Here is a 23,582-nt window from a genome sequence, read left to right as displayed (position 1 = left end):
GTTTATTTCCTCCAAATTCCCGCTTGTTTCTTTTTGTGGTTGAATCTGAACCATAGATAATGGTCATAGAATAAATTCGTTTCTTTATCTTGATAAAAAGCAAAAATAACGAAAGGAATGGTTATAGGGATTAAAAGCGCCAATACAATGATAGTTGTAATGAATGGCATTCCCGCGAACAATATTTCAGAACCGATTGATAGGTAGAGAAGTCCTCCTACCAATGCATACAAACTTTGACGCCAGGACATAAATTTTATGACTTTACGTTCTGTTTCCGTATCGAACGGCATTCTTGTTTTCATTTTTTTCACCTACTCTTTAATAAATTTATCTATTCTGTAAAAAAAGCCCCTACTCTTTAAATGTAGTAAGGGCTCCTTTTTGTACACTTTTACGTTTGCGATTGGTTAATGAAGTAGTTCGCCAAGTCTGGAGCCTTCATAACAAGTACTATACCGATAACAGCTGCAATCATTGCCGCGATACCTAGTGCTCTCTTCGTTGCATTTCCTAAAGAAATACCGATAATAATACCTGCAATAATGAGGGCAATTACAATAACTACTACTCCAATGATACGGATTTGAATAATCCAATCTTGCAATAGCTGAGTAATATCCGTAACGTCTCCACCAGATCCACCTTTGATTAAAGGTATCTTTGTACTAGCTGAAGCCATTTCAGGAGCTACTAACCCCAAAGTTACCATGAATCCTAAAACCATGAAGTACGGAAGTAAACTTTTTACCGTTTTTTTCACTACATTTCCTCCTAGTTGATAAATTAGAAATTAAATATATTTAGTAGAAATAAAAAAAGACGCAGATATCCCCTAATGGAGATTATTCTGCGTCTTCCGCCAAAATAAATCTTAGATTTATACTATATTTAATTTCTTAATCATGTACCTATTCTACAAAAAATCACTCTATAAGACAATCCTTTTGTTTACTATTTTTATATTGTAGGCGTTCTGTTAATAGTGTATAATATAATAAAAGATATACATATGTATGTATACTCTGAAGGGGAGTGAAACAAATGAGACTTATATTAGGATTCATATTTGTCTTTATCTTATCTGTTATATTTTCATATTTTCAGGGATTCATTGATTTCCTAATAGATTTAGGTATCTTCCCTACTAAGTATAGAAATAGCACTAATTTTGATATAATGATGATTTTTGTTTTGTATCTAGTATTTATGGCTACTGCTACTGCGATAGGTCTTATTACATTAGCGGGATTACAATTACTACAATTAAAGCATAACGGCAAAATTAAGAAAGCAAAGGCGAAAGCAAAGAAATTATATGGTACAGATTCGCCTTACTTTTATTTGTTAGATGCAAACATCAACGATCCTGGCGTAAATTTGGAAAAGTCCGTTTATGTATATGAAACAATTAAATTTTATTTATATCTTAAAATTAAAGATTGGGATGAAGTGACTAAAATCGTCAGCCAACTTTCAAATATTGACCGTCTAAAGCTATATCATGAAGCAAAAGATTATTATGGCTTACCAAATATCCCTAAAGAATATGGAATCTTTGATAATTATTCCGATACTGAACTGGCTCAATTCAATAAGTGATGTAGGAGGGTTCTCACCATGATTACAAAAGAAATAATTACAGAAATGAGAAATCAAACTCTAGTTCCAATACAAGCCCTTATTTTACCTATCCTATTTACCTTCGGGTATCTAGGATTTTCTCTATTTTTAATCAACTCTGAAATGAATCAATTAACATTTCTTACAGCTGGTTTTCTTTTAACTCCAATCCTTTTTTATACTACCTTTGGAGAAGTGGTGGAATTGATAGGTTACTCATGGAAATTAGCTTCAGAAAGTGGACGTTCTTTAAATGAGGTACTCCCTACGTTCATAACTAAACGCATTCGCTATCAATCAGTTGCCTTATTGATTGGAGCAATCTTTGTCATTAAGCTTGAGCTATTCGTCCCTTACTATGTATGCTTATTCGCTATACTATGGATGGGAGCCCTCTTTTCTTAAAAACATATAAAGGTGTTCAAGGACATTATCGATATAGAAAATATCGTCCTAGAGGCCCTCATGATATATAATTTTTTACTTAACGTATCTTTCTGAAATGGAAAGGTACATTTTTAATTTTAAACGTATAAAACATTTCCTTCTTGTCCATCATGTTCCTATAAAGTTGTCCAGACTTACTTGTTCTCCTTCTTCAAGGTAAACCTTTGTCCCATCTGCTTGCCTCGCATTCTTACTAACAGTAACAATATCATCTATATTTCCTTTTTCAATTGCGTAAATAGCAGTTGCCACTTTAGTTAAACTAGCTGGATATATAATTTTATTAGGATGCTTTTCAAATAAAACTTTTCCAGAATTAGCTTCGATAAGAATTGCTGCTTCTGTTTCTAAATCCACTCTATTATTTTCTGCAATTATCTTTTTTGTAATGGTTGCCATATTAAATAGAAGTAATATGGCAACCATCGATACCGCTACTCCCTCTGGAAAATTTTGAATTCCTATACCAATGGCCAATGCAATAGCACCTGTTAACGTGGCTGATTCAAACCCTGCTGCCATTGCCCCAAAAGCGACCCCTATCGCTAAACCCATTGGTTTTCTGTTGGGTGGTTTATTTTTGTTTGCTGTTGACAAACTACTGCCACATCTACACCCAAACAAACCTTTTGAAAGTGCAGAAGGCATTCATCCATTAAAAAAGCGACGAAGTACACTTCTAGTCCTTTCAATTACACTACACAAAATTCCTGAACCCAGGCAGGTAAGGAATTCCCTTGTGCCATTTTAATCGCTGGAGCAAGTAAAGACCAATAGCTTGCCGCGATCATTACAACCCCTGCAAAACCTAGCATACAATCTAAAAATTTCTGATTAACAGATTTAGTTGTAAAGACTATCGCAGCTCCTTGAGCAGTCATTACCCAAGTAAACAACGTTCCTAATAATGCTTGATTTACAGGAATTAGGCTTGCAAACCAATTGAACATATTATCCCTCCAGACTACAGAGATTAATTGTTTATAAAGATTACTCCATAAAAATTTCTTTTAAAACTACACTATTGGCAAGCTCATATAAAAGCTTTCTTATCTCTAAATTTGTTAAAAATACTCGGTACATTATTTCGTTTTAATTTCAGTAAGTAATAACGTACAACTAATTTATATAGTGTTTAATTTCTCTTTCTTCAATATCTGATTATTAAGAACTTATTATTTATATTCTCATAGTTTAAGAATTATTTAGATTTATAAAAAGCAAAGTTCTTGAGATTGCCATTCAATAGCTTTATTTTGAATCGTTAATCCAAATTGAATTATCAAGTTTCTTGTAATTATATTTAGAACGATCAATTTTTATGAACTCTCCAGTAGTATAGAAACCTAGTAATACACCATTTATAGCTTTATTCGAAAAACTTAGGTTCTCTTCCATTTCTTTCTTTTCTCAATTCCTTACAGTTCAGCTGTTTTATTATTTTTTTCCCTGCAGTAGAGTCATATTATTTACCTTCATTTTTACAAACTTTAGGTCTTACATTCCTATTGTTATTTAGTGACTTTATTAGAATTATACATGTTAATTGTGTAGAAAGATTGTAGTTATTAATTTCAATTCTTTCTTGTTCTAGAACTCATCACTAATTTCTTATACTTCTAAATTATTACCATAAATTTCACTAGACTATCAAACTGAACCATGGTAATATTTTATCACGTTAGCAATTTACCACTTTAACAAACTAAAACATTTTAAAGGAGAACATCATGAAGAAACTTAAAATACTTTCAATTTCATTAGGAATTTCACTAATTTTTGCTGGGTGCTCCAACTCCCCTTCATCTACTAAAATAGAGGAAAAAATTATTGTAGGCATCGATGATAAATTCGCTCCAATGGGTTTTAGAGATGAAAATAACGAAATAGTTGGATTTGACATTGACTACGCTAAAGCTGCTGGAGAAAAAATGGGAGTTGAAATGGAGTTTCTACCAATTGATTGGAGCTCTAAAGAATCCGAACTTAACAGTGGACGTATTGATTTAATTTGGAATGGATATACAATTACAGATGATCGTAAACAAAAAGTCTTATTTACAAAACCATATTTAAAGAATGCTCAAGTAATTGTTACAAAAGCAGATTCTGATCTAACAAAAATGAATGACCTTTCTGGTAAGGTTGTTGGTGTTCAATCCTTATCATCTGCATTAGATGCATTAAATGCTAGTCCTATTAAGAAAGAAGTTAAAACTGTTATAGAGTTTAAAGACAACGTATTAGCATTAAGCGACTTAAAAATTGGTAGAATAGATGCGGTTGTCATTGACCAAATTGTTGCTGATTATTATTTGACATCTGAAAAAAATACTTTCGAAATTTTAGAAGATTCTCTTGCACCTGAAGAATATGGAATTGGTGTTAAAAAGGGAAATGATGAGTTATTAAATAAGCTCCAAATAGCTCTTGATGAATTAAATGAGGAAGGCACGGCAACTGAAATATCTAAAAAGTGGTTTGGTGAAGATCGCATCTTAAAATAGTATAAAAGATAATGCCGATGACATACTATTACTTACACCAAGAATAGACAAGAAGCCCCCTATGATAAATTAGGGGGCAAGTTCTTTTTAGGAGCATAGACAATGAATATCGATTACTTAATTAATATTACTATACCAATGTTAGAAGGAGCCAAAATGACGGTATTATTATTTTTTATCGCCATTATCCTTTCTATTCCATTGGGGTTTGTATTTACGTTAATGGCAATCAGTAAGAATATAGTGGTTGCCTCCATTGCTAAAGGGTATATATATGTAATGAGAGGCACTCCCCTATTATTACAATTACTGTTTTTAGCTTTTGGTCTTCCCATGATACCTGTTGTTGGAGAATACATTGTAATGGATCGTTTTGTTGCAGCCAGTTTAGGATTTACCCTTAACTATGCTGCATATTTTGCAGAAATCTTTAGAGGTGGTCTTTTGGCCATTGCTAAAGGACAATATGAGGCAGCTCAGGTTTTAGGGTTTAGTAAGTTTCAAACAACAACTAAAATCATTCTTCCTCAGATGTTTCGTATCGCACTTCCTGCAGTCTCAAACGAATCAATTACACTAATTAAGGATACAGCACTATTGTATGCAGTTGCTGTTCCTGAATTATTACACTTTGCTCAAACTGCGGTAAACCGGGACTTCACGATTATCCCATTCTTTATAGCAGGACTTATTTTTTTAATTATGACTCTTGTTTTAACAGGTTTCTTTAAATGGTTAGAATCTAAATTAAAATTTGAATAAAGGAATGGCGAAAAGTGAGTATCATTCATGTTTCTAATATAAAAAAATCGTTTGGTAATATAGAAGTTTTAAAAAATATAAGTTTTGAAGTAAATAAACAAGAGGTGGTTGCCGTAATTGGACCATCTGGGTCAGGTAAGAGTACAATGCTTAGAAGTTTAATTAATCTAGAGAGAGTTGATAATGGAGATATTCGAATTAACGGAGACTATCTTGTTAAAAATGGAAAATATTCCAACTCTCAAGATGTAAAAAAAATAACAAGAAACATGGGTATGGTTTTTCAACATTTTAACCTTTTTCCTAATTTAACTGTTATTGAAAATTTGGAGATCGCACCTAAGGTTGTCGCTGGTAAGGGTATTACCGATGTTCACAATAAAAGTATGGAGTTATTAGAAAAGATTGGTTTAACAGATAAAAAGGATGTATATCCATCCAAATTGTCAGGGGGGCAAAAACAACGAGTGGCAATAGCCCGAGCACTAATGATGGAACCCGAAATTTTATTGTTTGATGAGCCTACATCTGCACTTGATCCTGAATTAACAGGAGAAGTATTAAAAGTTATTAAACTTCTTGCAGAAGAGCGTATGACTATGATAATCGTAACTCACGAAATGGAATTTGCTAAAGAAGTAGCAAACAAAATCATTTTTATGGACAATGGTTATATCCTAGAGAACGGTTCAACTGAACAATTATTTGATAATCCACAGTTAGATCGAACTAAAGCATTTTTAAATAAACAATATTAATCTTGCATACTCCCTTTAGAACTCTTATTTAGGGAGTTTTTACGATTCTGAAACTTTTTTCTTCGAACACACATCCAGAAGTTCCTCATATTTTAAGATGAGTACCTAAAAATTAAAAGGAGGAACTTAAATGATTTTACCTGCAATTGATGTTCAATTAATGAATGAACATTTGACTACACACGAAGGTGTATTGTATAAATTAAGTCTATATTACAATCTTGCTGAGCATCCTGCACTAAAACAGATATTTAGTAAACAATTTATGTTAATGAAAGATCACGTTAGAGTAATGTTAAGCTTATTAGATCCAAGTAGAAAAGGTTCTGTTCAGCTTGCTCCTATAGATTTAACAATAGTGACATCTATTCATGAAGGTCAAACAAATAAAAATAGTCAAGATAAATATCTAGCCATAGAAGGAAGATCTACAGCAAAATCTATGGCAAATGACAACTTTATTTCAGCACTAATGATGAAGGATAAACATGTAAAAGATATACACATACAAATGGCAATACAACAAGCAAAGGTTCAAGAAATGTATTCAATGTTTATTTCTAATTTGTTTAATGAAAAACCACAGTTGTCAACCAAAGAAAACCAAATGAAAATCGTAAGTGAATTCCATCATTTAGTATAAGAAAAAAGTAGAAAAAACACTTTCACTCTAAAAGGTCCAAATCTAAAAGTAGTAATTTAAATCAAAAAAACTAAAAATTTATTAGTATTTTTAGGTATGTCTTTGTACTTTATATTTGATATGTCAAATTTATATATGTAAAGTTTACGCATTGATTGTTCCTTTTTTAAAAATCTAAATACAATAAACAATTAATTCCCAATGCAATGGGGGAAATTTAGCTATTCAAATAGTAGAAATCCCACCTTGGAATATGCCCTTTTATTTTTCCCCCATTATATAAATCGTATGCTTTCCTTACTTCCTTTAAGTGAACAAGTAATTCTTCAAACTGCCTGTCCGAAGATTGCTAGAGAAATTGTATCCCGCAAACTCCAAGAAATACAGTGAATGAATTGGAAATTTTCCGATTCCAAATAATAATCTTCAAACTGTTCTCCGCCTAATATTGGTAAGTACATAATTATTCGCTACTATCAATAATTCAACACGCCTATTTTTTGCACGTCCCTCTACTGTAGAGTTTGTTTCAATTGGCTTATATTCACCGAATCCTTGTACACTAAATCGGTCAGGATTGAGTTTATTATTTTCCAGTAAAATAGATAAAAAATTTACAGAACGTATTCCACTTAAGTCCCAGTTCGAATCAAAGGATGAATTTTGTATTGGTGTATTATCAGTGTGCCCAGCTATAATTATCTTTCTTTCGCTCTCAGAAACTAATAAGTTAGATATCTCGCGAATAATATATTGTTTATCTATTTTTATGTCTGCTTTTCCTTCATCAAATAGTGCTCCATTTAGGATTGTTATTAACAAACCATCCTCATTTAGTTCTGCCTTAATCTCATTGTTTAACTTTTTTTCATTAATATAATTATTAATTTTAGTCTGTAACTCAGTTAATTTTTGATCTTCTAATTCAGGTTTTTTGTTGTTTTCATTTTTAGCATCTTCTTTATTTAAGGATTGATTTTGCTCTTTAGGTATAGGACTAGGATAGTCCATCATCCCTGTTCCACCGTTAATCGAGCTATTAAGAGAATCTGCAAGTTGTTTAAATTTCACTGCATCAATTGAACTACTTGCAAATAACATAATAAAAAGCGCTAATAATAATGTGAGTAAGTCTGCATACGGTATTAACCATGTTTCATCTATATGGTCTTCACCGTTATGATTTTTCTTATGTCTTCTTATCATTACCCAGTCCCCTTGATGAGTTATATTTGTTAAGATTATAGAACTAAATTGTGGAGAAAAAATGTATTTCACACAAAAAAACAACCCTTAAGGGTTGTTTCAGACTGTAGACAAACTCGAAGGATTTCAGTTTGCCTACTGTCTTTTTTCTTTTAAAATAGAATTATGATAGATAGTATAGGTTGATTTCCACTCCGGGTGGCGCTTTCCGCGGGCGGGGCCGAGCCGCTTCCCTCGCTACGCTCAGTCCAGGGTCTCGACTTTCCCGCTTTTCCCGCAGGAGTCGCCACCCTCCGTTCCAATCAACTTCAAGTAGGATAAATAATTTTCGAGGTGACGTACCATGATGACGAGAAACCAATCAAATGACCGTGCGCAATTAGAAATACTGACGATAGATCAATTAGTTCCTGACGATCATCTAGTGCGCAAGCTTGAGGTAGCTATTGATTTTTCGTTCATCTATCCCTTGGTTGAAAACTTATATTCAGGGGTTGGGCGTCCAAGTATCGATCCAGTAGTTCTTTTTAAGATGATTTTCATCCAATACATATTTGGGATTCGTTCCATGCGCCAAACCATAAAAGAAATTGAAACAAACATGGCCTATCGTTGGTTTCTAGGATTTGGTTTCTACACTGAAGTTCCTCACTTCTCTACCTTCGGTAAAAATTATGAGCGTCGCTTTCACGATACCGATGTGTTCGAGAACATCTTCTATCATATTTTGAAGGAGATTATGGATAAAGGATTGTTGTCTGCTGACCATATTTTCTTAGATTCCACACATGTAAAAGCCAGTGCGAATAAACGCAAGTTTGATAAGAAAGTTGTTCGAAAGGAAACTCGCGCCTATGAAGAGAAACTTCAATTGGAACTCAATTTAGATCGCGAAGAACATGGAAAAAAGCCATTTCCTCCTGAGAAATTCGAAAAAGAAGAGTGGAAAGAAATTAAGGAAAGTACGACTGACCCTGAAAGTGGCTACTATGTGAAAGATGAACGTACCAAACAGTTTGCCTACTCGTTCCATACAACCACGGATGAAAAAGGGTTTGTGTTAGGCACGATAGTGACTCCGGGGAATGTACATGATAGTCATATGTTACAACCGCTTGTCGAGAAGGTTTTAGAAAAGGTAAAGAAACCACTCGCAGTAGCTGCTGACGCAGCTTATAAAACTCCCGCAATCACGAACTTTCTATTAGAGAACCAGATGTTACCTGTCCTCCCTTACACGCGTCCAAAAACGAAAGATGGTTTCTTCCGAAAACATGATTATGTCTATGATGAGTATTATGATTGTTACCTCTGCCCACAAGGGCAGGTTTTGAAATACACGACGACAACGAAGGAAGGATATAAGCAATATAAATCCAATCCATCGATTTGTGCAGAATGTCCGTTTCTTTCGAAGTGCACTGAAAGTAAAAACCATCAAAAGCTTATACAACGTCATATTTGGGAAGCTTACATAGAAGAGGCAGAACATTTACGTCACAATGAAGAAATCAAACAGATATACGCGAAACGTAAAGAGACGATTGAACGTGTTTTTGCGGATGCGAAAGAAAAGCATGGAATGCGATGGACAACCTTACGAGGTCTTAAAAAATTGTCTATGCAGGCGATGCTTACTTTTGCTGCCATGAACTTAAAAAAGATGGCGACTTGGACTTGGCTAACTACTTGAGTCGAGCCAAACTAGTTGATTGGAGTGGAGGGTGCTTGACTCCTGGGGGATGTGCGGGACAGGTGAAATCCCGCAGGAGCGACTGCGACGAGGAAGTTCACCGCCCGCCCCCCCGGAAAGCAAGTGCCCGGAGCGGAAATCAATGGATTTTTACAGCCAACTATCCAAAAATGACAAAAGCCATCGAGAGGTTGCCTCTCGATGGCTTTTGTCGACACTCTTAAACAACCCTTAAGGGTTGTTTAAATAACTCTATTAGATCCATACATACCAGCTTTTTCGTGACCAGTAATAGTACATATAAAATTATACGCACCCTCCTCAAGTACAACGAATGTCATTTTATTAGTACTCTTGGGTTTAGCATGAATGTGCACTGATTTTGTTTCATTATGCTCATGCTACTTCACTAGGGAATATACTTTTACATTATCGGTTAATAGTTTCAAGTCATGTTCAATTTCATCTGTATTCTCTAATGCTAGTGTCGGAATAAATGTTGGTGGACTTTCAGGGATATCAGTAGGTTTTATGGCATTACTTGATGGGGTATGCTAGGTGAAATAATAGACTCATATTATCATGAGATTAATACTCGGTAAGTATTTATTCTTAGCTAAGTCATTTTCTTTGTCTTATTTGCAATTACAAACAAAGATATAGTTAATAAGAATAGCATAAAGAAATAAATCTTCTTAAATAATATTCCTTTCATTACACCAATTGATAGAGCATTCATCACTACAGATGCCGTAGCAGTCATCATTCCAGACATTGGTGTGATTTCTATACGACAAATTATTTTTGTACCAATTTATCGCAAGTGTCAATAAAGTTATAGAAATAAATATCAATGGATTTGTCAAAACAAACATCCTCACATTTATTAAAATTTATATGAGGACACGCAATAAATTATACTATTTATCCAAGAGCAGACTAAATTATAAGATCGCCTGTGAACTCTTTCTCTAAATAAAGCAAACTAGCTACCGATAATATAATAGTCAATACTTATCCGTAATCGAGGTGGAAAATGAAAAATTTATCCATAAGAAAAATTAGCTGGTTATTATTAATATCTACTACACTCTTACTCTTTCTATTAATATATATCGGAAATATCCTTATTAAGGAATCTACTCATCACTTGGCAAAGAAAATTAACATGAACTTAAATGAATATGCAAAAATTATTAATAAAGAAGATGAGGACTTGGATAAAGCGAAAACAAATAGAGCTAATAGTAAATCGGAAAAAATTAGTAATACAAATGACGTTAAAGGCGAAACCTCTGCCTCTTCTTCATCAGAATCAAAAATAAACCCTAGTAAAAGTCTCGATAATAAAATATCACAGGAATTAGAACCGGATATTGATTCACTAAAAAAGAATGCAACTATAAATCAAAAAAAGATTGATAGTTTAAAGGATATGGAAATAAAAACACCTAAAATTGAACATGGGGAATTTCACAGTACATTTGGAAAAGAGGTAGCTTTCATTTATTTTTCACATAACCGAGAGTCCTTTTTACCTTATTTTAGTGAAGGGACAAAACCTGAAGAAGCTTATCATTCAGAGTTTAATGTAAGCCTTATTGGAGAACGTTTAGGATCAGCATTAAAGTTTAATGGAGTTTGGAACTCTGTAGATCAAACAGATATTATTACAATGCTGAACTCAAGAGGTCTGAACTTTAATAGCTCATATCAAATGTCCAGAGAGCTTGTAATCCAAGAAAAAAGGGAAAACCGTAACTTAGAAATGCTTTTTGATATACACAGAGATTCTCTACCAAAGAAATATACAACGCAAGAAATTAATGGTGAGCCCTTTGCTAAAATATTATTTGTTGTTGGTAGCGGACATAAAAATTATGAAAAAAACTTGGCTTTTACAAATTCACTAAATGATTTAATAAATAAATCATACCCTGGTTTATCAAGGGGAGTAATCATTAAAGATACTACCCAAGGGAACGGAATTTATAATCAAGATCTTACACCAAACAGCGTAATTATAGAAATTGGTGGTGTAGATAATACTATAGATGAGTTATACCGTACAGCTGATGTTTTAGGATATGTAATAGGTCAGTATTATTGGAATTCGAAGCATTAGAAGCTTAGATTAATAAAAGTAAATTACAATTTTAGTAGAAGTTACACGCATTGATTATGTCAATGCGTTTTTATATTTCCTTTTGTTGTGACTATCCACTATCCAACGAAAAAGCGTGTTCCATTGGTGGCTAATGGAATAATTCCTTAAATCGATAAACAGAACGCTTTAGTTAAAGAAAAGATAATAAGAGTATAATCCCTTCTGAAAATTACCAATAATGTTACTATTTTAAGTGTAATAATTTTACAAAAGGAGAGGTATCTTTGACAAAAAACTAAAAACGAAAAAGCTATTATTAAAGAGGTAACTATTAATGCACCATTAAATTTAGTATGGTTTGCCTGGACAATCTCTGAAAGAGTTTCTGAATGGTTTGCACCTGAAGCTATAGTAGAGGCTATGGAGGTGGTGCATATGAACTTTATTTTATACCTGGTAATAGTGAAGGTATGAATACTAAAGGTTGTAAGATCACAAAACTAATAAATGAAAAAGAGTTGCATTTTACTTGGAAAGCTCCAGACCAATTTGAGACATTAATGAACGATGAAAATGAATTATCAAATGTTAAAGTAAGTTTAAAATCAATCAATGATAATTCTACAAAAGTTATGGTTGAACAAAATGGATTTAAAGAGAATGAGGACTGGACTGAAGCAATTAACTCGCACCAAATGGCTTGGTCAGGTGTTCTTGATAGTCTAAAATCTGCTCTAGAAAAGGGCGAAGGAAATTTATGTTGCCAACCCTGAAATATTATAGATTAATGTTTTTTCATTTTGTTACTTAACAAACCTGTGCGTTACTTGAATAAGACAAAAGCCACCTTCCTATTAAATAATCACCCCTTATTTCAAAATCATATTCTTACTAAATTAAGTTCCTCGTCCGTATTAAGCCCTCTACTACACATTTAAGTAGTAAAAAAGCACAGCTCAAGGGCTGTACTTTGCGATTAATCAAGCTTCTATAGAATGTCGATCCAAATTTTTATTGCTGTTGCTGCAATTAATATCGCTAGTATTACTTGTAATACTTTTGTATTTACTTTCTTGCCTGCCATCGCTCCTAGTGGAGATGCGATTAAGCTCGCAATTATCATGATAAATGCAGGGAAGTAATCAATTTGGCCTGTAGAAATCTTGCCTATAGTAGCCCCAATTGACGAAATAAACGTAATCGCTAAAGAGCTGGCAATGGTCATTCTGGTTGGAATCTTTAATACAACTAACATAATTGGAACTAATAAAAATGCTCCCGCAGCTCCAACAATACCTGCTCCTATACCAACTATTAATGCGAGTATTGCTGCCAGCCATTTGTTGAACTTTACTTGATCAAATGGAATATCATCGATTCCCTTCTTAGGTACAAACATCAAAACAGCCGCTATTAATGCAAGCATTCCATAAATAACATTAATGCCACCTTCGGACATCATTTTCGAACCAAATCCACCTATGAAACTACCAATTAAAATAGCTGAACCCATATAAATAAAAAGAGTTATATTTAAATATCCACCTTTTCGATATGCCCATACTCCTCCAATTGTTGCAAAGAACACTTGAATGGCACTAATTCCAGATACTTCGTGTGCTGAAAAAGCAGCAAGTCCAAACAACGGTGGAATATAAAGAAGCATTGGATATTTAATGATGGAGCCTCCTATCCCTAGCATCCCTGAAATATAGGAACCAATAAATCCAATTAGAAATATGGTAATAATAAATGCATAATCCATTTCCAACCCTCCTTTTTAAATAAGATTAAAGGGAACCTAACGTGGTCCCCTTATATCAATCAACCTTTTTTAATCCAAAACTTTAATACATCACTTTCTTCTTCATGTTTCATTAATTCGTGTCCTCCAGACTTCGCCCAAGCAGCAAGGTCATTTTTTGCCCCTTTATCTGTTGCATGAATCTCTAGAACTTGTCCAGTTTCAAGTTCATTCATAGCCTTTTTTGTTTTTACGATTGGCATTGGGCATGCTAGTCCCTTTGCATCTACTACTTTTGTTGCTTCCATTAATAATTCCTCCTCCTATTTCTTAGCGAACCGCACAACGGTTAGGTCCGATTTCCATTTCACGTTGCTTTTCTTCATCTGGGTTGATTTTCCCCATATTTGTTTCACGAATTTCTTGGTAAGCATTTGGTTGTGGTGGTAAGTTTTCGGTAACCAACTTTCTAAATACTTCTTCGTCTTCAATGTTTAAACCATGGTTTTTAGCGAATAACGTACCTAGTTTTTCTGCTACACTTCCATCTTCGTTTAGTTCTTCTAAAATCATAAAGTGTGCTGGAAGAACTACTAATTCTTCAGATAATTCTCTATAACGCTTGTATAAGCTTTCTCTTAAGTCAGCTACCCAATCTTCTGCTAAACCAGCTAAGTCAGGTCTTCCGATTGAATCAATGAATAAAGTATCCCCGGATAATAGGTATTGATCATCAACTACGAAAGTGGTTGATCCGATTGTGTGTCCTGGTGAATATAACGCATGAATGTTGATTGCTGTGGTTCCAATCGTTACTTCAGTTCCATCTTCTAAAGCTCGATATTCAAATGTGACTTCCGCAGCATCCTTTGGTGGCAACCAGTAAGTTGCATGTGTCATTTCAGCAATTACTCTACCACCAGAGATGTGGTCAGCATGAAGATGAGTATCAAATACGTGTGTAATTTTTGCATTAATGCTATTTGCAAAATCAATGTAAACATTTGTCATACGTGTAGAATCAATAATAGCTGCTTCACCATTTGATACTACCATGTATGATAAGCATCCCTTACCAAGACGGACGAATTGATAAATTTCTCCACCGTCTTTTAAGTTACCAATATTAATTGGCTCTAAATGTTCACTCCATGCCTTCATACCTCCAACAAGATATGAAACGGATAAACCAGCTTCCGATAAGAACTCAGCTATCATTACGGAAGATCCTTCTTTTGCGCACACGACCAATACTTCTTTATCAGTAGGGATTTTATCCATAATCACTTCTACCCCATCAAGCAATTCAAAATATGGGATATTGAAGTAGTCAAAGTTTTCACCTTCAATTTTCCAATCAGCGAAATCACCTTCGTTTCTTACGTCTAGAATAAAGAATGGCTCTTTATTCATTACCTTTTTGGCAACTTCCTTTGATGTCATTGGTTTTACTGCCACTTCACCTTACCCCCCTAGGTATGTTTTTATTAAAAAACTTTTACTTTTTGTTTTATCCGGAATGATTAAATACTTGTCGTTTTACCAGTCCAATACATCATTCCCGGGACTACATTAAATACAGTTGTAAAACCTTTTTCCGTTAGCTTTTGAGCGGCAAGATCACTTCGGTTCCCAGTTCGGCACACAATGAAGATTTCTGTGTCCTTATTTAATTCATCCATACGTGCTTCTAATTCACCAAGTGGAATAGAGAGGGTACTTGGAATATGATTAAATCCATATTCAGCTGATTCTCTAACATCTAGTACAACAATATTGTCATTGCTTTCTAAACGTTTTTCTAATTCTTCATTACTTATAACATGTGGATGTTTTCTTTCTTCTTTTTCTTCATTAGAAGATTTTCTTAAATAATGCTTTAAAACTTCACCTTCTTCAAGCGTTCCTAAATATTGATGACCTGTGCTTTCTGCCCAGGCTTTGATATCTGCTTTAGAGCCTTTATCTGTTGCTTGAACTTCGATAACATGACCTGGTTCTAGTTCATTCATTACTTTTTTCGTTTTAACAATCGGCATTGGACACGCGAGCCCTTTTGCATCAAGAATGACATTTGCTTTCATACGATAACCTCCAACCCATTTATACTCTATGGGGTATTGTTTTTTGTAAAAAAATTATTCAACCTTACCTTCCCAAGCAAGCATACCACCAGTCATATTAATTACATTGAATCCATGATTGCCTAGAAATTGAGTAGCACGACCACTTCTTCCACCTGAGCGACAAATCATGATATGTTCTTTCGATTTATCAAATTCATGCATGCGAAACTCAAGTAAACCAAGTGGGATATTGATTACTCCAGGAATTTTCTCAGCAGCTACTTCCTCAACTTCTCTAACATCTATTAAATTTAACTCAATACCATCATCTAATAATGTTTCTACTTCTTTTACACTAATTTCTTTCATTTTAAAATGCCTCCTTATCGTTTATTTTTTATGACCAGGTGCTCATTCCGCCTCTAACATTTGTTACTTGCGTAAAACCATTCTTTTTAAGGATCGTACTTGCTTTGTTACTTCTCATACCACTTTGGCAAATAATTATTACTTCTTTATCTTTTGATAGTTCATTTAATTTTTTTGGTAATTGTTGAAGTGGGATATTCTTAAAACCTTGAATATTGTTTGCCTTATACTCTGCTGGAGTTCTTACATCAATATATTGTTTATTTACATCATTAAGCTGATTTTTTAGTTCAGCTGTAGTAATATTTTTTATCCCTTTTACTCCAAGAATTCGTCTTATGATAAAGAACATGACAAGAACTAATAGCATGTAGTTTACGTATTCCATTCTGATACCTCCAATCTAAAACAAGGGAAAATTACCCTACTATATTAGATAAATAAATTTACATTACCTTCCTGAGCATCTGCTAAGTAAGCAGCCACACCAGCGTATTCAATACCCTCTAATAATTCTTCTTGTTGTAGTCCAAGTAAATCCATTGTCATTGTACAAGCTACTAATTTAACATCTTGTTCTTGAGCCATTTCAATAAGTTGTGGTAATGGCATAGCGTTATGCTTTTTTATAATGTTTTTGATCATTTTAGGTCCAAATCCACCAAAGTTCATGTTTGAGAGGCCCATTTTATCAGCACCTCTTGGCATCATTTTCGCAAACATCTTTTCGATAAATCCTTTTTGAACTGGTACATGCTCTTCTTTTCGAAGGGCATTTAATCCCCAGAAAGTATGAAATATTGTAACCTCATGATCGAATGCTGCTGCACCATTTGCAATAATATAAGCAGCCATTGCTTTATCATAGTCTCCACTAAATAAAATAATCGTTGTACGCTTCTTGTCTGACATCATAATTCCTCCTATTGTTCTTCATTTATATCCACATAGGTATATTTGTGATCATAATAATATACTGAATCAATTTTTTAATTACCAATACCCGTATAGGTATACTAACGAATTAAAAAAATGACTGTCAATCATTTTTTATCTACTTCTTACTAAAAGATTGACAGCTTCTTTAATAAGTTCATCTGTATTTTCACCATTTTTTTCAGCCTCTAGTACACATTCAACTAAGTTGGAACTAACGATGACACCTACTGTACGATCAACAGCAGATCTTACTGCAGATAATTGTGTAATCACTTCTTTACAATGCTTACCTTCTTCCATCATCTTTAAGATTCCTCTTAGTTGGCCTTCCATACGTTTTACTCTATTAATTATTTGTTCATTGTACTCCATTATTATTCTCCTTCCTTTACTTTTCGTTCATTAAACATCTTAAGAACATCTTAAGACATATATTCATACTAAAACATATTTACTTGATTTATACTATTAATATTATTTATTAATATCTTAACAATATAGTAACCGATATTAGTATAGGTTACACACCCATAATATACCCTCATAGGTATATTCGTCAACTTCTTATTGCTTTCAGTCATAATTAAGTGGACCATGAAAAACATGGTCCACTATCCGTTCACAGAGGATTCTATGTTTACTTCGCTACAATGGGTGAGCTTGTACAGCTTTTAAAGACAGAAGTATACCTGAATAAATCTAAAGTACAACTCAAACTGATTAGAAATGCCGATCTTGTGATTTTCGATGATTTGATGTACATGGCGATGGATCAGAGAGAAGCAAACTTATTTTTTCATTTAATCAATCATTTATACGAACGAAGTTGATCATCCTGACTTCAAATAATAGTTCAGATGAATGGGGTAATTTAATTGGACAGCTATTTTAGAACGTTTACTTCATCGTGTGGAAGTCATACATGGTGGAGAGGATGAGGAAAGTCATCGGTTGAAAAACCGGAAGAGCATTTTTTCAGCAGAAGTGTAAAAAGGAAACGAGCAAAAAGTGTAAAATTCGACTTGACGTCTACAATTTTAGAATTGTTACTTTTAGATTTTAAAAATATTAAGTGAAATCTATTATAAAAATTGAAAAAGAATGCCGAATTTATATCGGACAGCCTATTCGAAAAAATTCACACTATATTTTTTATCTCAAAACCGTAAAACTAGGACATAAAAAGTATAAAAAACAATTGTGGAGATTTTATGAAATTGCATTAATTTTAAATCGAAGAGATAAAAATTTTATATTTTTCTAATAATAACTATTTTACTTAATGACTAATAAAATTCTTGGACTTCTTATTGAAAACACACAATTTCTACATAATGAATTGTTAGTCTCTATAAAGTATTAAGCCCTATGTAAGAATAATTTAATCTTTACTTGTAAAACATAAGTTATCTAACATTTTTTTGAAAATGAAATTTAAATTAATTACAGAGCTTTTTATTATATACAAATTAACTTTTCGATAGGAGGTTACTATGATTAATGAAACTCAAATTATTGCTCGAACCTCTATATATTACAACTAGTAACATTCCTGACATTGAGATTAAAGGTATTAAATTTAAATCCGATACTATCCGTAAAGGTGATATGTTTGTTGCTATAAAAGGGTTTAATGAAGATGGACATAACTATATTCAAGATGCAATTTTAAGAGGAGCAACTGTTGTAGTGGGTGAAAAAGAAATGGACAATATATCAGTCCCTTTCTTTAAAGTACACGATGGCAGAGAAGCCCTTGGGTTACTTTCTTCTGTGTTTTTCAATTTCCCTTCCTCTTCTCACAACATGGTTGGCATTACTGGCACTAATGGAAAAACAACAACCTCTTATATGCTTCACCATATTTTAAGGACTTCTAGACGTTCGTGCACTCTGATTAGTACTGTGGCTAATTATATTAATGGACAAGAATCAAGTTCAAAAGCAACTACTCCAAGTTCATTGGAATTGCAAGAAATGTTAAGCATAAGTAAAGATAAGTATGTTGTAATGGAAGTTTCTTCACATGGCCTAGACCAAAAACGAGTTGAAGGAATTGGTTTTGACTTTACTGTTTTTACCAATCTTTCCCATGAACACTTGGATTATCATAAGGATCTTGATGATTACTTTAATAGCAAAGCCAAGTTATTTAAAAAGTTAACAACTAAAGGAGAATCGATTGTAAATTCTAATTGTTCTTGGGGAAAAAAGTTAATAAAGCAACTGCGGAATGATGGAGTTCCTGTATTTACTTATGGAAGTAGTGCTGAGGATAATTTACAGTTACTTTCGTGTACTAAGGATTCCCTTAATAAAGTAAGATGGTTAGGTGAAGAATGGCAATTTCATCTTCCGATCCCTGGGGATTATAATGTTGAAAATGCACTTGCAGCAATAACTGTTGCATTAAGAATAGGAATGGATGTCCCTACAATTCAAAAATCCTTTATGACCTTTTCTGGTGTTTCAGGCAGATTTGAGGTTCATAAAAATAACTCAAATGTTACTTTTGTTGTTGATTATGCACATACTCCTGATGGATTAGAGAAGTTTTTGAGTGCAGTAGTAAATTACCCCCATCGAAAATTAATTCACATTTTTGGATTTAGGGGGAAAAGAGATATATCTAAAAGAATAGACATGTTGAATATTTCCACACATTTTTGTGATGAAATTATTTTAACCATCGATGATCTAAATTGTGTTGCTTTAGATAGTATGATTTCAGAACTAAATGAATTAGCTAAGATTTTTAGAAATAGCAAAATAACAATAATTAATGATCGTACAAAAGCCATTGAATATGCCTGGAAAAATGCTAAAGCAGATGATTACGTGGTGATTACTGGAAAAGGGCATGAATTATATAAGGAACCGTTTATTTTACCAACTAAAACTGATACTGAAACTATAAAATATTTATTCAAGTCTCAAGTCATTCCTATTACATCTTGATGTTTAGACTACCTTCGTTTTTAATGAGGGTGGTCTTTTGTAATTAATTTTCCCTAGTAATTTTTCCTAGAAGAAAATGAAATTTTTAATGATTAATCAAGGGGAATGATTATTAAAAAATTGTAAGAGACTATAAAATATTACTTAATCATAAAGGGGTTAGTATATGGATTACTATCAAAGACACGAAATCAAGAAAATCAGCTCGGAGAATGATGAATATACAATCTTCATTTATCCAGCTGAGCATTTATCCGAATTCACAGATGAACTAGGTACTATACCACGAGAAAAAAAGGATGTTGTTACTTTAGCAAAGAAAATTATAAAGGAACGATATCCAAATGTTAAAGTAACCATGGTAAAGGTAATAATTGGTGGGATTGCTGTGACATCTATTCCATTAATGGGAGCTAACTCACCTTCTGTACATGCAGAAGAACCCATTACTAGTAACTCACAGTTTCACAATCAAACTCCATCTACTATAAGGTATCTCTAGGAGATACGCTTTGGAATTTATCTAGGAAGTTCAACACCTCAATTGATAGTATAAAGAGGGCGAACAAACTAAACTCGGATACTTTACGTCTAAATCAACAATTAATAATACCTAAAGCATTTCATCTAATTGGGACAGGTGATTATTTATCAGTTTTAGCCAAAAAATACGGTACTACAATTGATTCTATAAAAGAAGCAAACGGACTACTAACTGGCTCAACTCGTCTCGGTCAAACACTTATTATACCTCAGACCATAATTGGTGAATTAACAAATACCTTATCAGATACTCCCCCATCCACTCAGCAAACAACAAAAAATACGGTTGTATCTGGAGACAGCTTATCAGTAATTGCTAAACGTTTTGGAACAACTGTTGAATCACTGAAAACAGTTAATAACTTTAATAGCGATCTGATTACTATAGGTCAAACTTTACTAGCCCGACAGGAAATTCGGAAAAAACAACACAAACACCGATTCCTGAACCGGAAACAGTTGTTGATGAAAGAACTACTTTTACTTATACAGTTCGTTCCGGGGACAGCCTTTCTGTGATTGCAAAACGGTCGGTGTAACAGTTGAAGCAATACGTATCTCCAATAATGTACGGTGAATCAAAAATAGGTACATAGGAAAACGCTGTAATGTTTGATATACAGTGTTTTTATTTTATGTATTCAATTTTGGTTCACCGTACAATATTGTTCAGGAGTTAGTTGGTTTCCAGTCATGAATTCTAGTAATTCTATGCTCTTTTCATCAAATAGTTCTTCCTTTGAAACTGTTAAAATGCTCCTAATGTGAATATTTTTCATCTTTATTCCTCCTATGTGTGTTTGAGAGTTGCTTAAACAGAAAAAGCCAAAAATGAAATAAGTGTTCATTTCAAATAAGGCTTTTAACAAGTAACTCTATACAATTTTCCTAGTATGTAATATTTGCTGATGAACACAAAAAAGCCCAACTGATACAATTCTCTTAAAAGAAAATGGTACCCGTAGGGCTTGAAACTTCAATGTCAGGCTCATAAGAGCAAATAAAAAATACTATGGGTCTAGTATATAATAAAAAAAAACCAAAGAATAGTATCTTTGGCAAATTGAATGTCCTCATTGTGTATTGTCTTCTTTAGGTAAATAGGTTTTTTCGAAATCAGAAAGGATCTTCTTTGCTGTCAGATTAATTCTTTCTTTGCTATCCTCAACAAAATTCATTGTAGCTTTACCACCGTAACTTGCTAAATAGCCAAGAGAATTAACGGACGTATCAATACCTAATGCATGACAGACGATAAATCCAACTGATTCTGCTTCAATTTCCATTACAGTACGACTTGGCTTGTTTTTTCTGTCACTATGTAGCAATCCATGCGCCATTTCATGAATAAGTGTTAGCAGTTTATGAGCGGTTGAGTTGGAAGAAAGAATCTTTATTTCTTTTGTTTTAAGTGAAATGTATCCATCAGCTCCTTTACAATCATCCAATTCTTCAACTGGAAATGGGCTGATTTCCCTTATCATTGAATAAAGCTCTGTTTCCCCTTCAACTTCTTTTACAAATTCATGTAACGATGGAACAGGTACTTCACCCTTTGTCTGAGATATGTCAAATACAGAAATCATTTGATATCTATTAAACTTAATTACCTCTTCTTCCCCATCTTCATTCACTTTGTTGACTGATACTTGAACAGGTGCAAGAATCCTTATTCCTTTTTCCCCTTTTTTTACAGGCCTACCCATCTTCTTCCACGTTTGAAATCCTGCAACAAATGTAGCATTAGGCTTCTGGACCCAAATGAGAATCTGATTATTGATTGAATAGTTATAAAATCGAGAAGAAAATTTAAGGAATTCTTGATATCGGTCTGAAGAAGTAATAGATTTTACTCCTTCTTCGATCAGTTTAAATGCTTCTTTTACTTTTTCTTGTATATTTTCCTTCGTTTTTGTAAATGTCATATTAATTCCTCCTAAGTGTATGATTTTTTCAAATAAAAAAAAGACCTCTTTATTCACTGTATTAGTGAATAAAAAAGTCTTCCTTCATGTAATTATTTGATTCCATACTTCTCCAAAAACTTTTGTACGGCTTTATCTGCATGTTCAAAGAATTTCCTACCTTCATCTAGCAATGATTCTGCTTCTTCAGGAGAGATCTCATCTTTACCAATCGTCTTTACTATGTCTAGAGCATAATCTCGTCGATTAGAACGCAAACACATATAACAATCTCCGTAATCAACCAGCATATAAAAATATGGAGTCTTCTCAGTACGAGAGATATTAACAATATTCTCGTCGTTTCGTAATGGTTGAGAGATAGTAAACACGTCCTTTCAGTTATACATAAACTCCTATGCAAACCGTCTCATCTGAGCTTTTCTCATTTTTTGTTTATGGTGAAAGTTGAGTTGCCGATCCTCACTTTCTTTCTCCATAATAACAAAACGCAAGTCTATATTTGTCATTTTTCTAAACTTTTGAATATCCTTGTGTGAGAAATAACCTTTTGCAATATACTCTTCGACAGCACTCATAGATATTTGTCCAAATTCTATTAGGAAATCGTTACCGAACTCATTGTACACTGATTTTGAGTTGAATTCTATAATCTTTTCCCTCAATTTACAAAGTCCAAAATTAGATCTCATCGACTTACTAGCTTTTAAAAATGGACAGTTCCCTATTTCTTGCATGAACCTCTGATACCTGGATTGACTTTCCTCAAAGTTTGTTTTTTGTTCAAGGAAATAACCTGCCAATCGTTCGAGGTCACCCGAAAAAGAGTATTCTTCCTTGTCGAGATGTAACTTCCCCACTGAATTCAAATAGAATTGGGGGTAGAATTTTCTAGGTAATTGAAATGGCCTTAGAGCTTTCAATATTTCGGGCTTTTCTTTAAAGGTGTTTGCTTTTATGGAAACGATTTCGGGTAAGATACCATAATCATCTAGAAACTCTTTTAATCCTTTTTCATCTGTTTCATAGGATGGAAAAGAAACGTATTTAGCAACTAAATTATGTGATAGATCATACCGTTTAGAATCACCATTATCAAGATGCTTTCTAATTGCACCTTTAATACAGTTAATCTTATTTTCAGCCGTCTTCATCTTTCGATATAGCCCGCTAGTAAAAACCTCTTCCATTAATTGAGCGGCACCGACAAGTACAATTTTTTCCATATTGTTTTTATTCGTTACCATTTCCAATATTCCTCCTTACAAAGTAAATGAGAGTTCGAAAATTTC

The 23,582-nt window shown here is 33.4% G+C and carries 27 protein-coding genes and 2 pseudogenes; 12 read left to right on the top strand and 17 right to left on the bottom strand.

What is annotated here, in order from left to right:
* Positions 1-2 precede the first annotated feature (2 nt).
* A complete protein-coding gene (locus FA727_RS19885; protein ID WP_136833239.1) occupies positions 3-305 on the bottom strand; it encodes a PrgI family mobile element protein in 303 nt (100 codons plus the stop codon).
* A gap of 89 nt (positions 306-394) precedes the next feature.
* Positions 395-763 (bottom strand): TrbC/VirB2 family protein, encoded by a 369-nt coding sequence (locus FA727_RS19880; protein WP_136833237.1) that lies wholly within the window; start codon positions 761-763, stop codon positions 395-397.
* A gap of 281 nt (positions 764-1,044) precedes the next feature.
* Between FA727_RS19880 and FA727_RS19875 the strand changes: the two genes are divergently transcribed.
* Both FA727_RS19875 and FA727_RS19870 read left to right on the top strand, forming a co-directional pair.
* Entirely contained in the window at positions 1,045-1,602 is a 558-nt protein-coding gene (locus FA727_RS19875; RefSeq protein WP_136833236.1) for a hypothetical protein, read from the top strand.
* 18 nt (positions 1,603-1,620) lie between these two features.
* Positions 1,621-2,028: a hypothetical protein gene (locus FA727_RS19870; protein ID WP_136833234.1), complete on the top strand. Its 408-nt coding sequence runs from the start codon at positions 1,621-1,623 to the stop codon at positions 2,026-2,028.
* A gap of 150 nt (positions 2,029-2,178) precedes the next feature.
* On the opposite strand, the gene FA727_RS25005 is transcribed toward FA727_RS19870, so the two are convergent.
* Positions 2,179-2,667: a D-alanyl-D-alanine carboxypeptidase family protein gene (locus tag FA727_RS25005; protein ID WP_281280928.1), complete on the bottom strand. Its 489-nt coding sequence runs from the start codon at positions 2,665-2,667 to the stop codon at positions 2,179-2,181.
* A gap of 142 nt (positions 2,668-2,809) precedes the next feature.
* Positions 2,810-3,020, bottom strand: a pseudogene (locus tag FA727_RS19855) (ZIP family metal transporter); the annotation flags it as partial.
* A gap of 780 nt (positions 3,021-3,800) precedes the next feature.
* On the opposite strand from FA727_RS19855, the gene FA727_RS19850 reads away from it, so the two are divergent.
* The 4 genes from FA727_RS19850 to FA727_RS19835 all read left to right on the top strand — a co-directional run bounded on the left by FA727_RS19850 (position 3,801) and on the right by FA727_RS19835 (position 6,740).
* Positions 3,801-4,577: an amino acid ABC transporter substrate-binding protein gene (locus FA727_RS19850; RefSeq protein WP_136833232.1), complete on the top strand. Its 777-nt coding sequence runs from the start codon at positions 3,801-3,803 to the stop codon at positions 4,575-4,577.
* 102 nt (positions 4,578-4,679) lie between these two features.
* A complete protein-coding gene (locus tag FA727_RS19845) occupies positions 4,680-5,339 on the top strand; it encodes an amino acid ABC transporter permease (protein WP_136833230.1) in 660 nt (219 codons plus the stop codon).
* A 14-nt stretch (positions 5,340-5,353) separates the two neighbouring features.
* Positions 5,354-6,097 carry an amino acid ABC transporter ATP-binding protein gene (locus tag FA727_RS19840; protein WP_136833229.1) on the top strand — a complete coding sequence of 248 codons (744 nt, stop codon included), beginning with the start codon at positions 5,354-5,356 and terminating at the stop codon, positions 6,095-6,097.
* A 130-nt stretch (positions 6,098-6,227) separates the two neighbouring features.
* Entirely contained in the window at positions 6,228-6,740 is a 513-nt protein-coding gene (locus tag FA727_RS19835) for a hypothetical protein (RefSeq protein ID WP_136833227.1), read from the top strand.
* Between the two features lie 426 nt (positions 6,741-7,166).
* Here the strand turns inward: FA727_RS19835 and motB are convergent, their stop codons facing one another.
* A complete protein-coding gene (motB, locus tag FA727_RS19830; protein ID WP_136833225.1) occupies positions 7,167-7,946 on the bottom strand; it encodes a flagellar motor protein MotB in 780 nt (259 codons plus the stop codon).
* A 343-nt stretch (positions 7,947-8,289) separates the two neighbouring features.
* Between motB and FA727_RS19825 the strand changes: the two genes are divergently transcribed.
* The 3 genes from FA727_RS19825 (at position 8,290) to FA727_RS19810 (ending at position 12,519) form a co-directional block, all read left to right on the top strand.
* Positions 8,290-9,639 (top strand): IS1182 family transposase, encoded by a 1,350-nt coding sequence (locus tag FA727_RS19825; RefSeq protein WP_136833224.1) that lies wholly within the window; start codon positions 8,290-8,292, stop codon positions 9,637-9,639.
* Positions 9,640-10,789: 1,150 nt separating this feature from the next.
* On the top strand, positions 10,790-11,764 hold the full coding sequence (gene spoIIP, locus FA727_RS19815; RefSeq protein WP_158318927.1) for a stage II sporulation protein P: 975 nt from the start codon (positions 10,790-10,792) through the stop codon (positions 11,762-11,764).
* A 452-nt stretch (positions 11,765-12,216) separates the two neighbouring features.
* A complete protein-coding gene (locus FA727_RS19810; protein WP_434801644.1) occupies positions 12,217-12,519 on the top strand; it encodes an SRPBCC family protein in 303 nt (100 codons plus the stop codon).
* Positions 12,520-12,734: 215 nt separating this feature from the next.
* Here FA727_RS19810 and FA727_RS19805 read toward each other — a convergent pair whose 3' ends face one another.
* The 8 genes from FA727_RS19805 to FA727_RS19770 all read right to left on the bottom strand — a co-directional run bounded on the left by FA727_RS19805 (position 12,735) and on the right by FA727_RS19770 (position 17,236).
* Complete coding sequence (locus tag FA727_RS19805) at positions 12,735-13,511, bottom strand: sulfite exporter TauE/SafE family protein (protein ID WP_136833220.1); 777 nt, start codon at positions 13,509-13,511, stop codon at positions 12,735-12,737.
* Between the two features lie 59 nt (positions 13,512-13,570).
* Complete coding sequence (locus tag FA727_RS19800; protein WP_136833219.1) at positions 13,571-13,798, bottom strand: sulfurtransferase TusA family protein; 228 nt, start codon at positions 13,796-13,798, stop codon at positions 13,571-13,573.
* A gap of 22 nt (positions 13,799-13,820) precedes the next feature.
* Entirely contained in the window at positions 13,821-14,948 is a 1,128-nt protein-coding gene (locus FA727_RS19795) for an MBL fold metallo-hydrolase (protein WP_136833217.1), read from the bottom strand.
* A gap of 65 nt (positions 14,949-15,013) precedes the next feature.
* Complete coding sequence (locus tag FA727_RS19790; protein ID WP_136833216.1) at positions 15,014-15,574, bottom strand: sulfurtransferase TusA family protein; 561 nt, start codon at positions 15,572-15,574, stop codon at positions 15,014-15,016.
* Between the two features lie 54 nt (positions 15,575-15,628).
* Complete coding sequence (locus tag FA727_RS19785) at positions 15,629-15,925, bottom strand: rhodanese-like domain-containing protein (RefSeq protein WP_136833214.1); 297 nt, start codon at positions 15,923-15,925, stop codon at positions 15,629-15,631.
* A gap of 28 nt (positions 15,926-15,953) precedes the next feature.
* On the bottom strand, positions 15,954-16,313 hold the full coding sequence (locus FA727_RS19780) for a rhodanese-like domain-containing protein (protein ID WP_136833212.1): 360 nt from the start codon (positions 16,311-16,313) through the stop codon (positions 15,954-15,956).
* A gap of 44 nt (positions 16,314-16,357) precedes the next feature.
* Positions 16,358-16,840 (bottom strand): DsrE/DsrF/DrsH-like family protein, encoded by a 483-nt coding sequence (locus FA727_RS19775; RefSeq protein ID WP_194138550.1) that lies wholly within the window; start codon positions 16,838-16,840, stop codon positions 16,358-16,360.
* A 135-nt stretch (positions 16,841-16,975) separates the two neighbouring features.
* Positions 16,976-17,236 carry a metal-sensitive transcriptional regulator gene (locus FA727_RS19770; RefSeq protein WP_136833209.1) on the bottom strand — a complete coding sequence of 87 codons (261 nt, stop codon included), beginning with the start codon at positions 17,234-17,236 and terminating at the stop codon, positions 16,976-16,978.
* Positions 17,237-17,478: 242 nt separating this feature from the next.
* Between FA727_RS19770 and FA727_RS19765 the strand changes: the two are divergent.
* The 3 genes and pseudogenes from FA727_RS19765 to FA727_RS19755 form a co-directional block, all read left to right on the top strand.
* Positions 17,479-17,854 (top strand): annotated as a pseudogene (locus FA727_RS19765) (ATP-binding protein); the annotation flags it as partial.
* Between the two features lie 510 nt (positions 17,855-18,364).
* A complete protein-coding gene (locus FA727_RS19760) occupies positions 18,365-19,822 on the top strand; it encodes a UDP-N-acetylmuramoyl-L-alanyl-D-glutamate--2,6-diaminopimelate ligase (protein WP_136833208.1) in 1,458 nt (485 codons plus the stop codon).
* 166 nt (positions 19,823-19,988) lie between these two features.
* Positions 19,989-20,324: a hypothetical protein gene (locus tag FA727_RS19755; protein ID WP_136833206.1), complete on the top strand. Its 336-nt coding sequence runs from the start codon at positions 19,989-19,991 to the stop codon at positions 20,322-20,324.
* A gap of 682 nt (positions 20,325-21,006) precedes the next feature.
* Here FA727_RS19755 and FA727_RS24170 read toward each other — a convergent pair.
* From FA727_RS24170 to FA727_RS19735, 4 genes are all read right to left on the bottom strand, one after another.
* The gene (locus FA727_RS24170; RefSeq protein ID WP_158318926.1) at positions 21,007-21,144 is read right to left on the bottom strand and encodes a hypothetical protein; all 138 of its coding nucleotides are present in this window, start codon (positions 21,142-21,144) and stop codon (positions 21,007-21,009) included.
* Between the two features lie 294 nt (positions 21,145-21,438).
* On the bottom strand, positions 21,439-22,290 hold the full coding sequence (locus FA727_RS19740) for an ArdC family protein (RefSeq protein ID WP_136833205.1): 852 nt from the start codon (positions 22,288-22,290) through the stop codon (positions 21,439-21,441).
* A gap of 92 nt (positions 22,291-22,382) precedes the next feature.
* Positions 22,383-22,661 (bottom strand): hypothetical protein, encoded by a 279-nt coding sequence (locus FA727_RS24165; protein ID WP_158318925.1) that lies wholly within the window; start codon positions 22,659-22,661, stop codon positions 22,383-22,385.
* Between the two features lie 24 nt (positions 22,662-22,685).
* Positions 22,686-23,537, bottom strand: coding sequence for a hypothetical protein (locus tag FA727_RS19735; RefSeq protein WP_136833204.1), 852 nt, complete (start codon positions 23,535-23,537; stop codon positions 22,686-22,688).
* Positions 23,538-23,582: the final 45 nt, after the last annotated feature.

This window comes from Robertmurraya kyonggiensis (genome assembly GCF_005116465.1).
Taxonomy (GTDB): Bacteria; Bacillota; Bacilli; order Bacillales; family Cytobacillaceae; genus Robertmurraya; species Robertmurraya kyonggiensis.
This window is presented reverse-complemented; position numbering and strand designations above follow the sequence as displayed.

Excerpts from the sequence above, each read along its gene's own strand:
- FA727_RS19870 (WP_136833234.1), top strand. The coding sequence starts at position 1,621 with ATGATTACAAAAGAAATAATTACAGAAATGAGAAATCAAACTCTAGTT.
- FA727_RS19770 (WP_136833209.1), bottom strand. The coding sequence starts at position 17,236 with ATGGAGTACAATGAACAAATAATTAATAGAGTAAAACGTATGGAAGGC.
- FA727_RS19760 (WP_136833208.1), top strand. The coding sequence starts at position 18,365 with ATGAAACTCAAATTATTGCTCGAACCTCTATATATTACAACTAGTAAC.
- FA727_RS19785 (WP_136833214.1), bottom strand. The coding sequence starts at position 15,925 with ATGAAAGAAATTAGTGTAAAAGAAGTAGAAACATTATTAGATGATGGT.
- motB (WP_136833225.1), bottom strand. The coding sequence starts at position 7,946 with ATGATAAGAAGACATAAGAAAAATCATAACGGTGAAGACCATATAGAT.
- FA727_RS19845 (WP_136833230.1), top strand. The coding sequence starts at position 4,680 with ATGAATATCGATTACTTAATTAATATTACTATACCAATGTTAGAAGGA.
- FA727_RS19850 (WP_136833232.1), top strand. The coding sequence starts at position 3,801 with ATGAAGAAACTTAAAATACTTTCAATTTCATTAGGAATTTCACTAATT.
- FA727_RS24170 (WP_158318926.1), bottom strand. The coding sequence starts at position 21,144 with ATGAAAAATATTCACATTAGGAGCATTTTAACAGTTTCAAAGGAAGAA.
- FA727_RS19780 (WP_136833212.1), bottom strand. The coding sequence starts at position 16,313 with ATGGAATACGTAAACTACATGCTATTAGTTCTTGTCATGTTCTTTATC.
- FA727_RS19735 (WP_136833204.1), bottom strand. The coding sequence starts at position 23,537 with ATGGTAACGAATAAAAACAATATGGAAAAAATTGTACTTGTCGGTGCC.
- FA727_RS19755 (WP_136833206.1), top strand. The coding sequence starts at position 19,989 with ATGGATTACTATCAAAGACACGAAATCAAGAAAATCAGCTCGGAGAAT.
- FA727_RS19885 (WP_136833239.1), bottom strand. The coding sequence starts at position 305 with ATGAAAACAAGAATGCCGTTCGATACGGAAACAGAACGTAAAGTCATA.
- FA727_RS19835 (WP_136833227.1), top strand. The coding sequence starts at position 6,228 with ATGATTTTACCTGCAATTGATGTTCAATTAATGAATGAACATTTGACT.
- FA727_RS19775 (WP_194138550.1), bottom strand. The coding sequence starts at position 16,840 with ATGATGTCAGACAAGAAGCGTACAACGATTATTTTATTTAGTGGAGAC.
- FA727_RS19805 (WP_136833220.1), bottom strand. The coding sequence starts at position 13,511 with ATGGATTATGCATTTATTATTACCATATTTCTAATTGGATTTATTGGT.
- FA727_RS19875 (WP_136833236.1), top strand. The coding sequence starts at position 1,045 with ATGAGACTTATATTAGGATTCATATTTGTCTTTATCTTATCTGTTATA.
- FA727_RS19740 (WP_136833205.1), bottom strand. The coding sequence starts at position 22,290 with ATGACATTTACAAAAACGAAGGAAAATATACAAGAAAAAGTAAAAGAA.
- FA727_RS19800 (WP_136833219.1), bottom strand. The coding sequence starts at position 13,798 with ATGGAAGCAACAAAAGTAGTAGATGCAAAGGGACTAGCATGCCCAATG.
- FA727_RS19810 (WP_434801644.1), top strand. The coding sequence starts at position 12,217 with ATGAATACTAAAGGTTGTAAGATCACAAAACTAATAAATGAAAAAGAG.
- FA727_RS19790 (WP_136833216.1), bottom strand. The coding sequence starts at position 15,574 with ATGAAAGCAAATGTCATTCTTGATGCAAAAGGGCTCGCGTGTCCAATG.
- FA727_RS19825 (WP_136833224.1), top strand. The coding sequence starts at position 8,290 with ATGATGACGAGAAACCAATCAAATGACCGTGCGCAATTAGAAATACTG.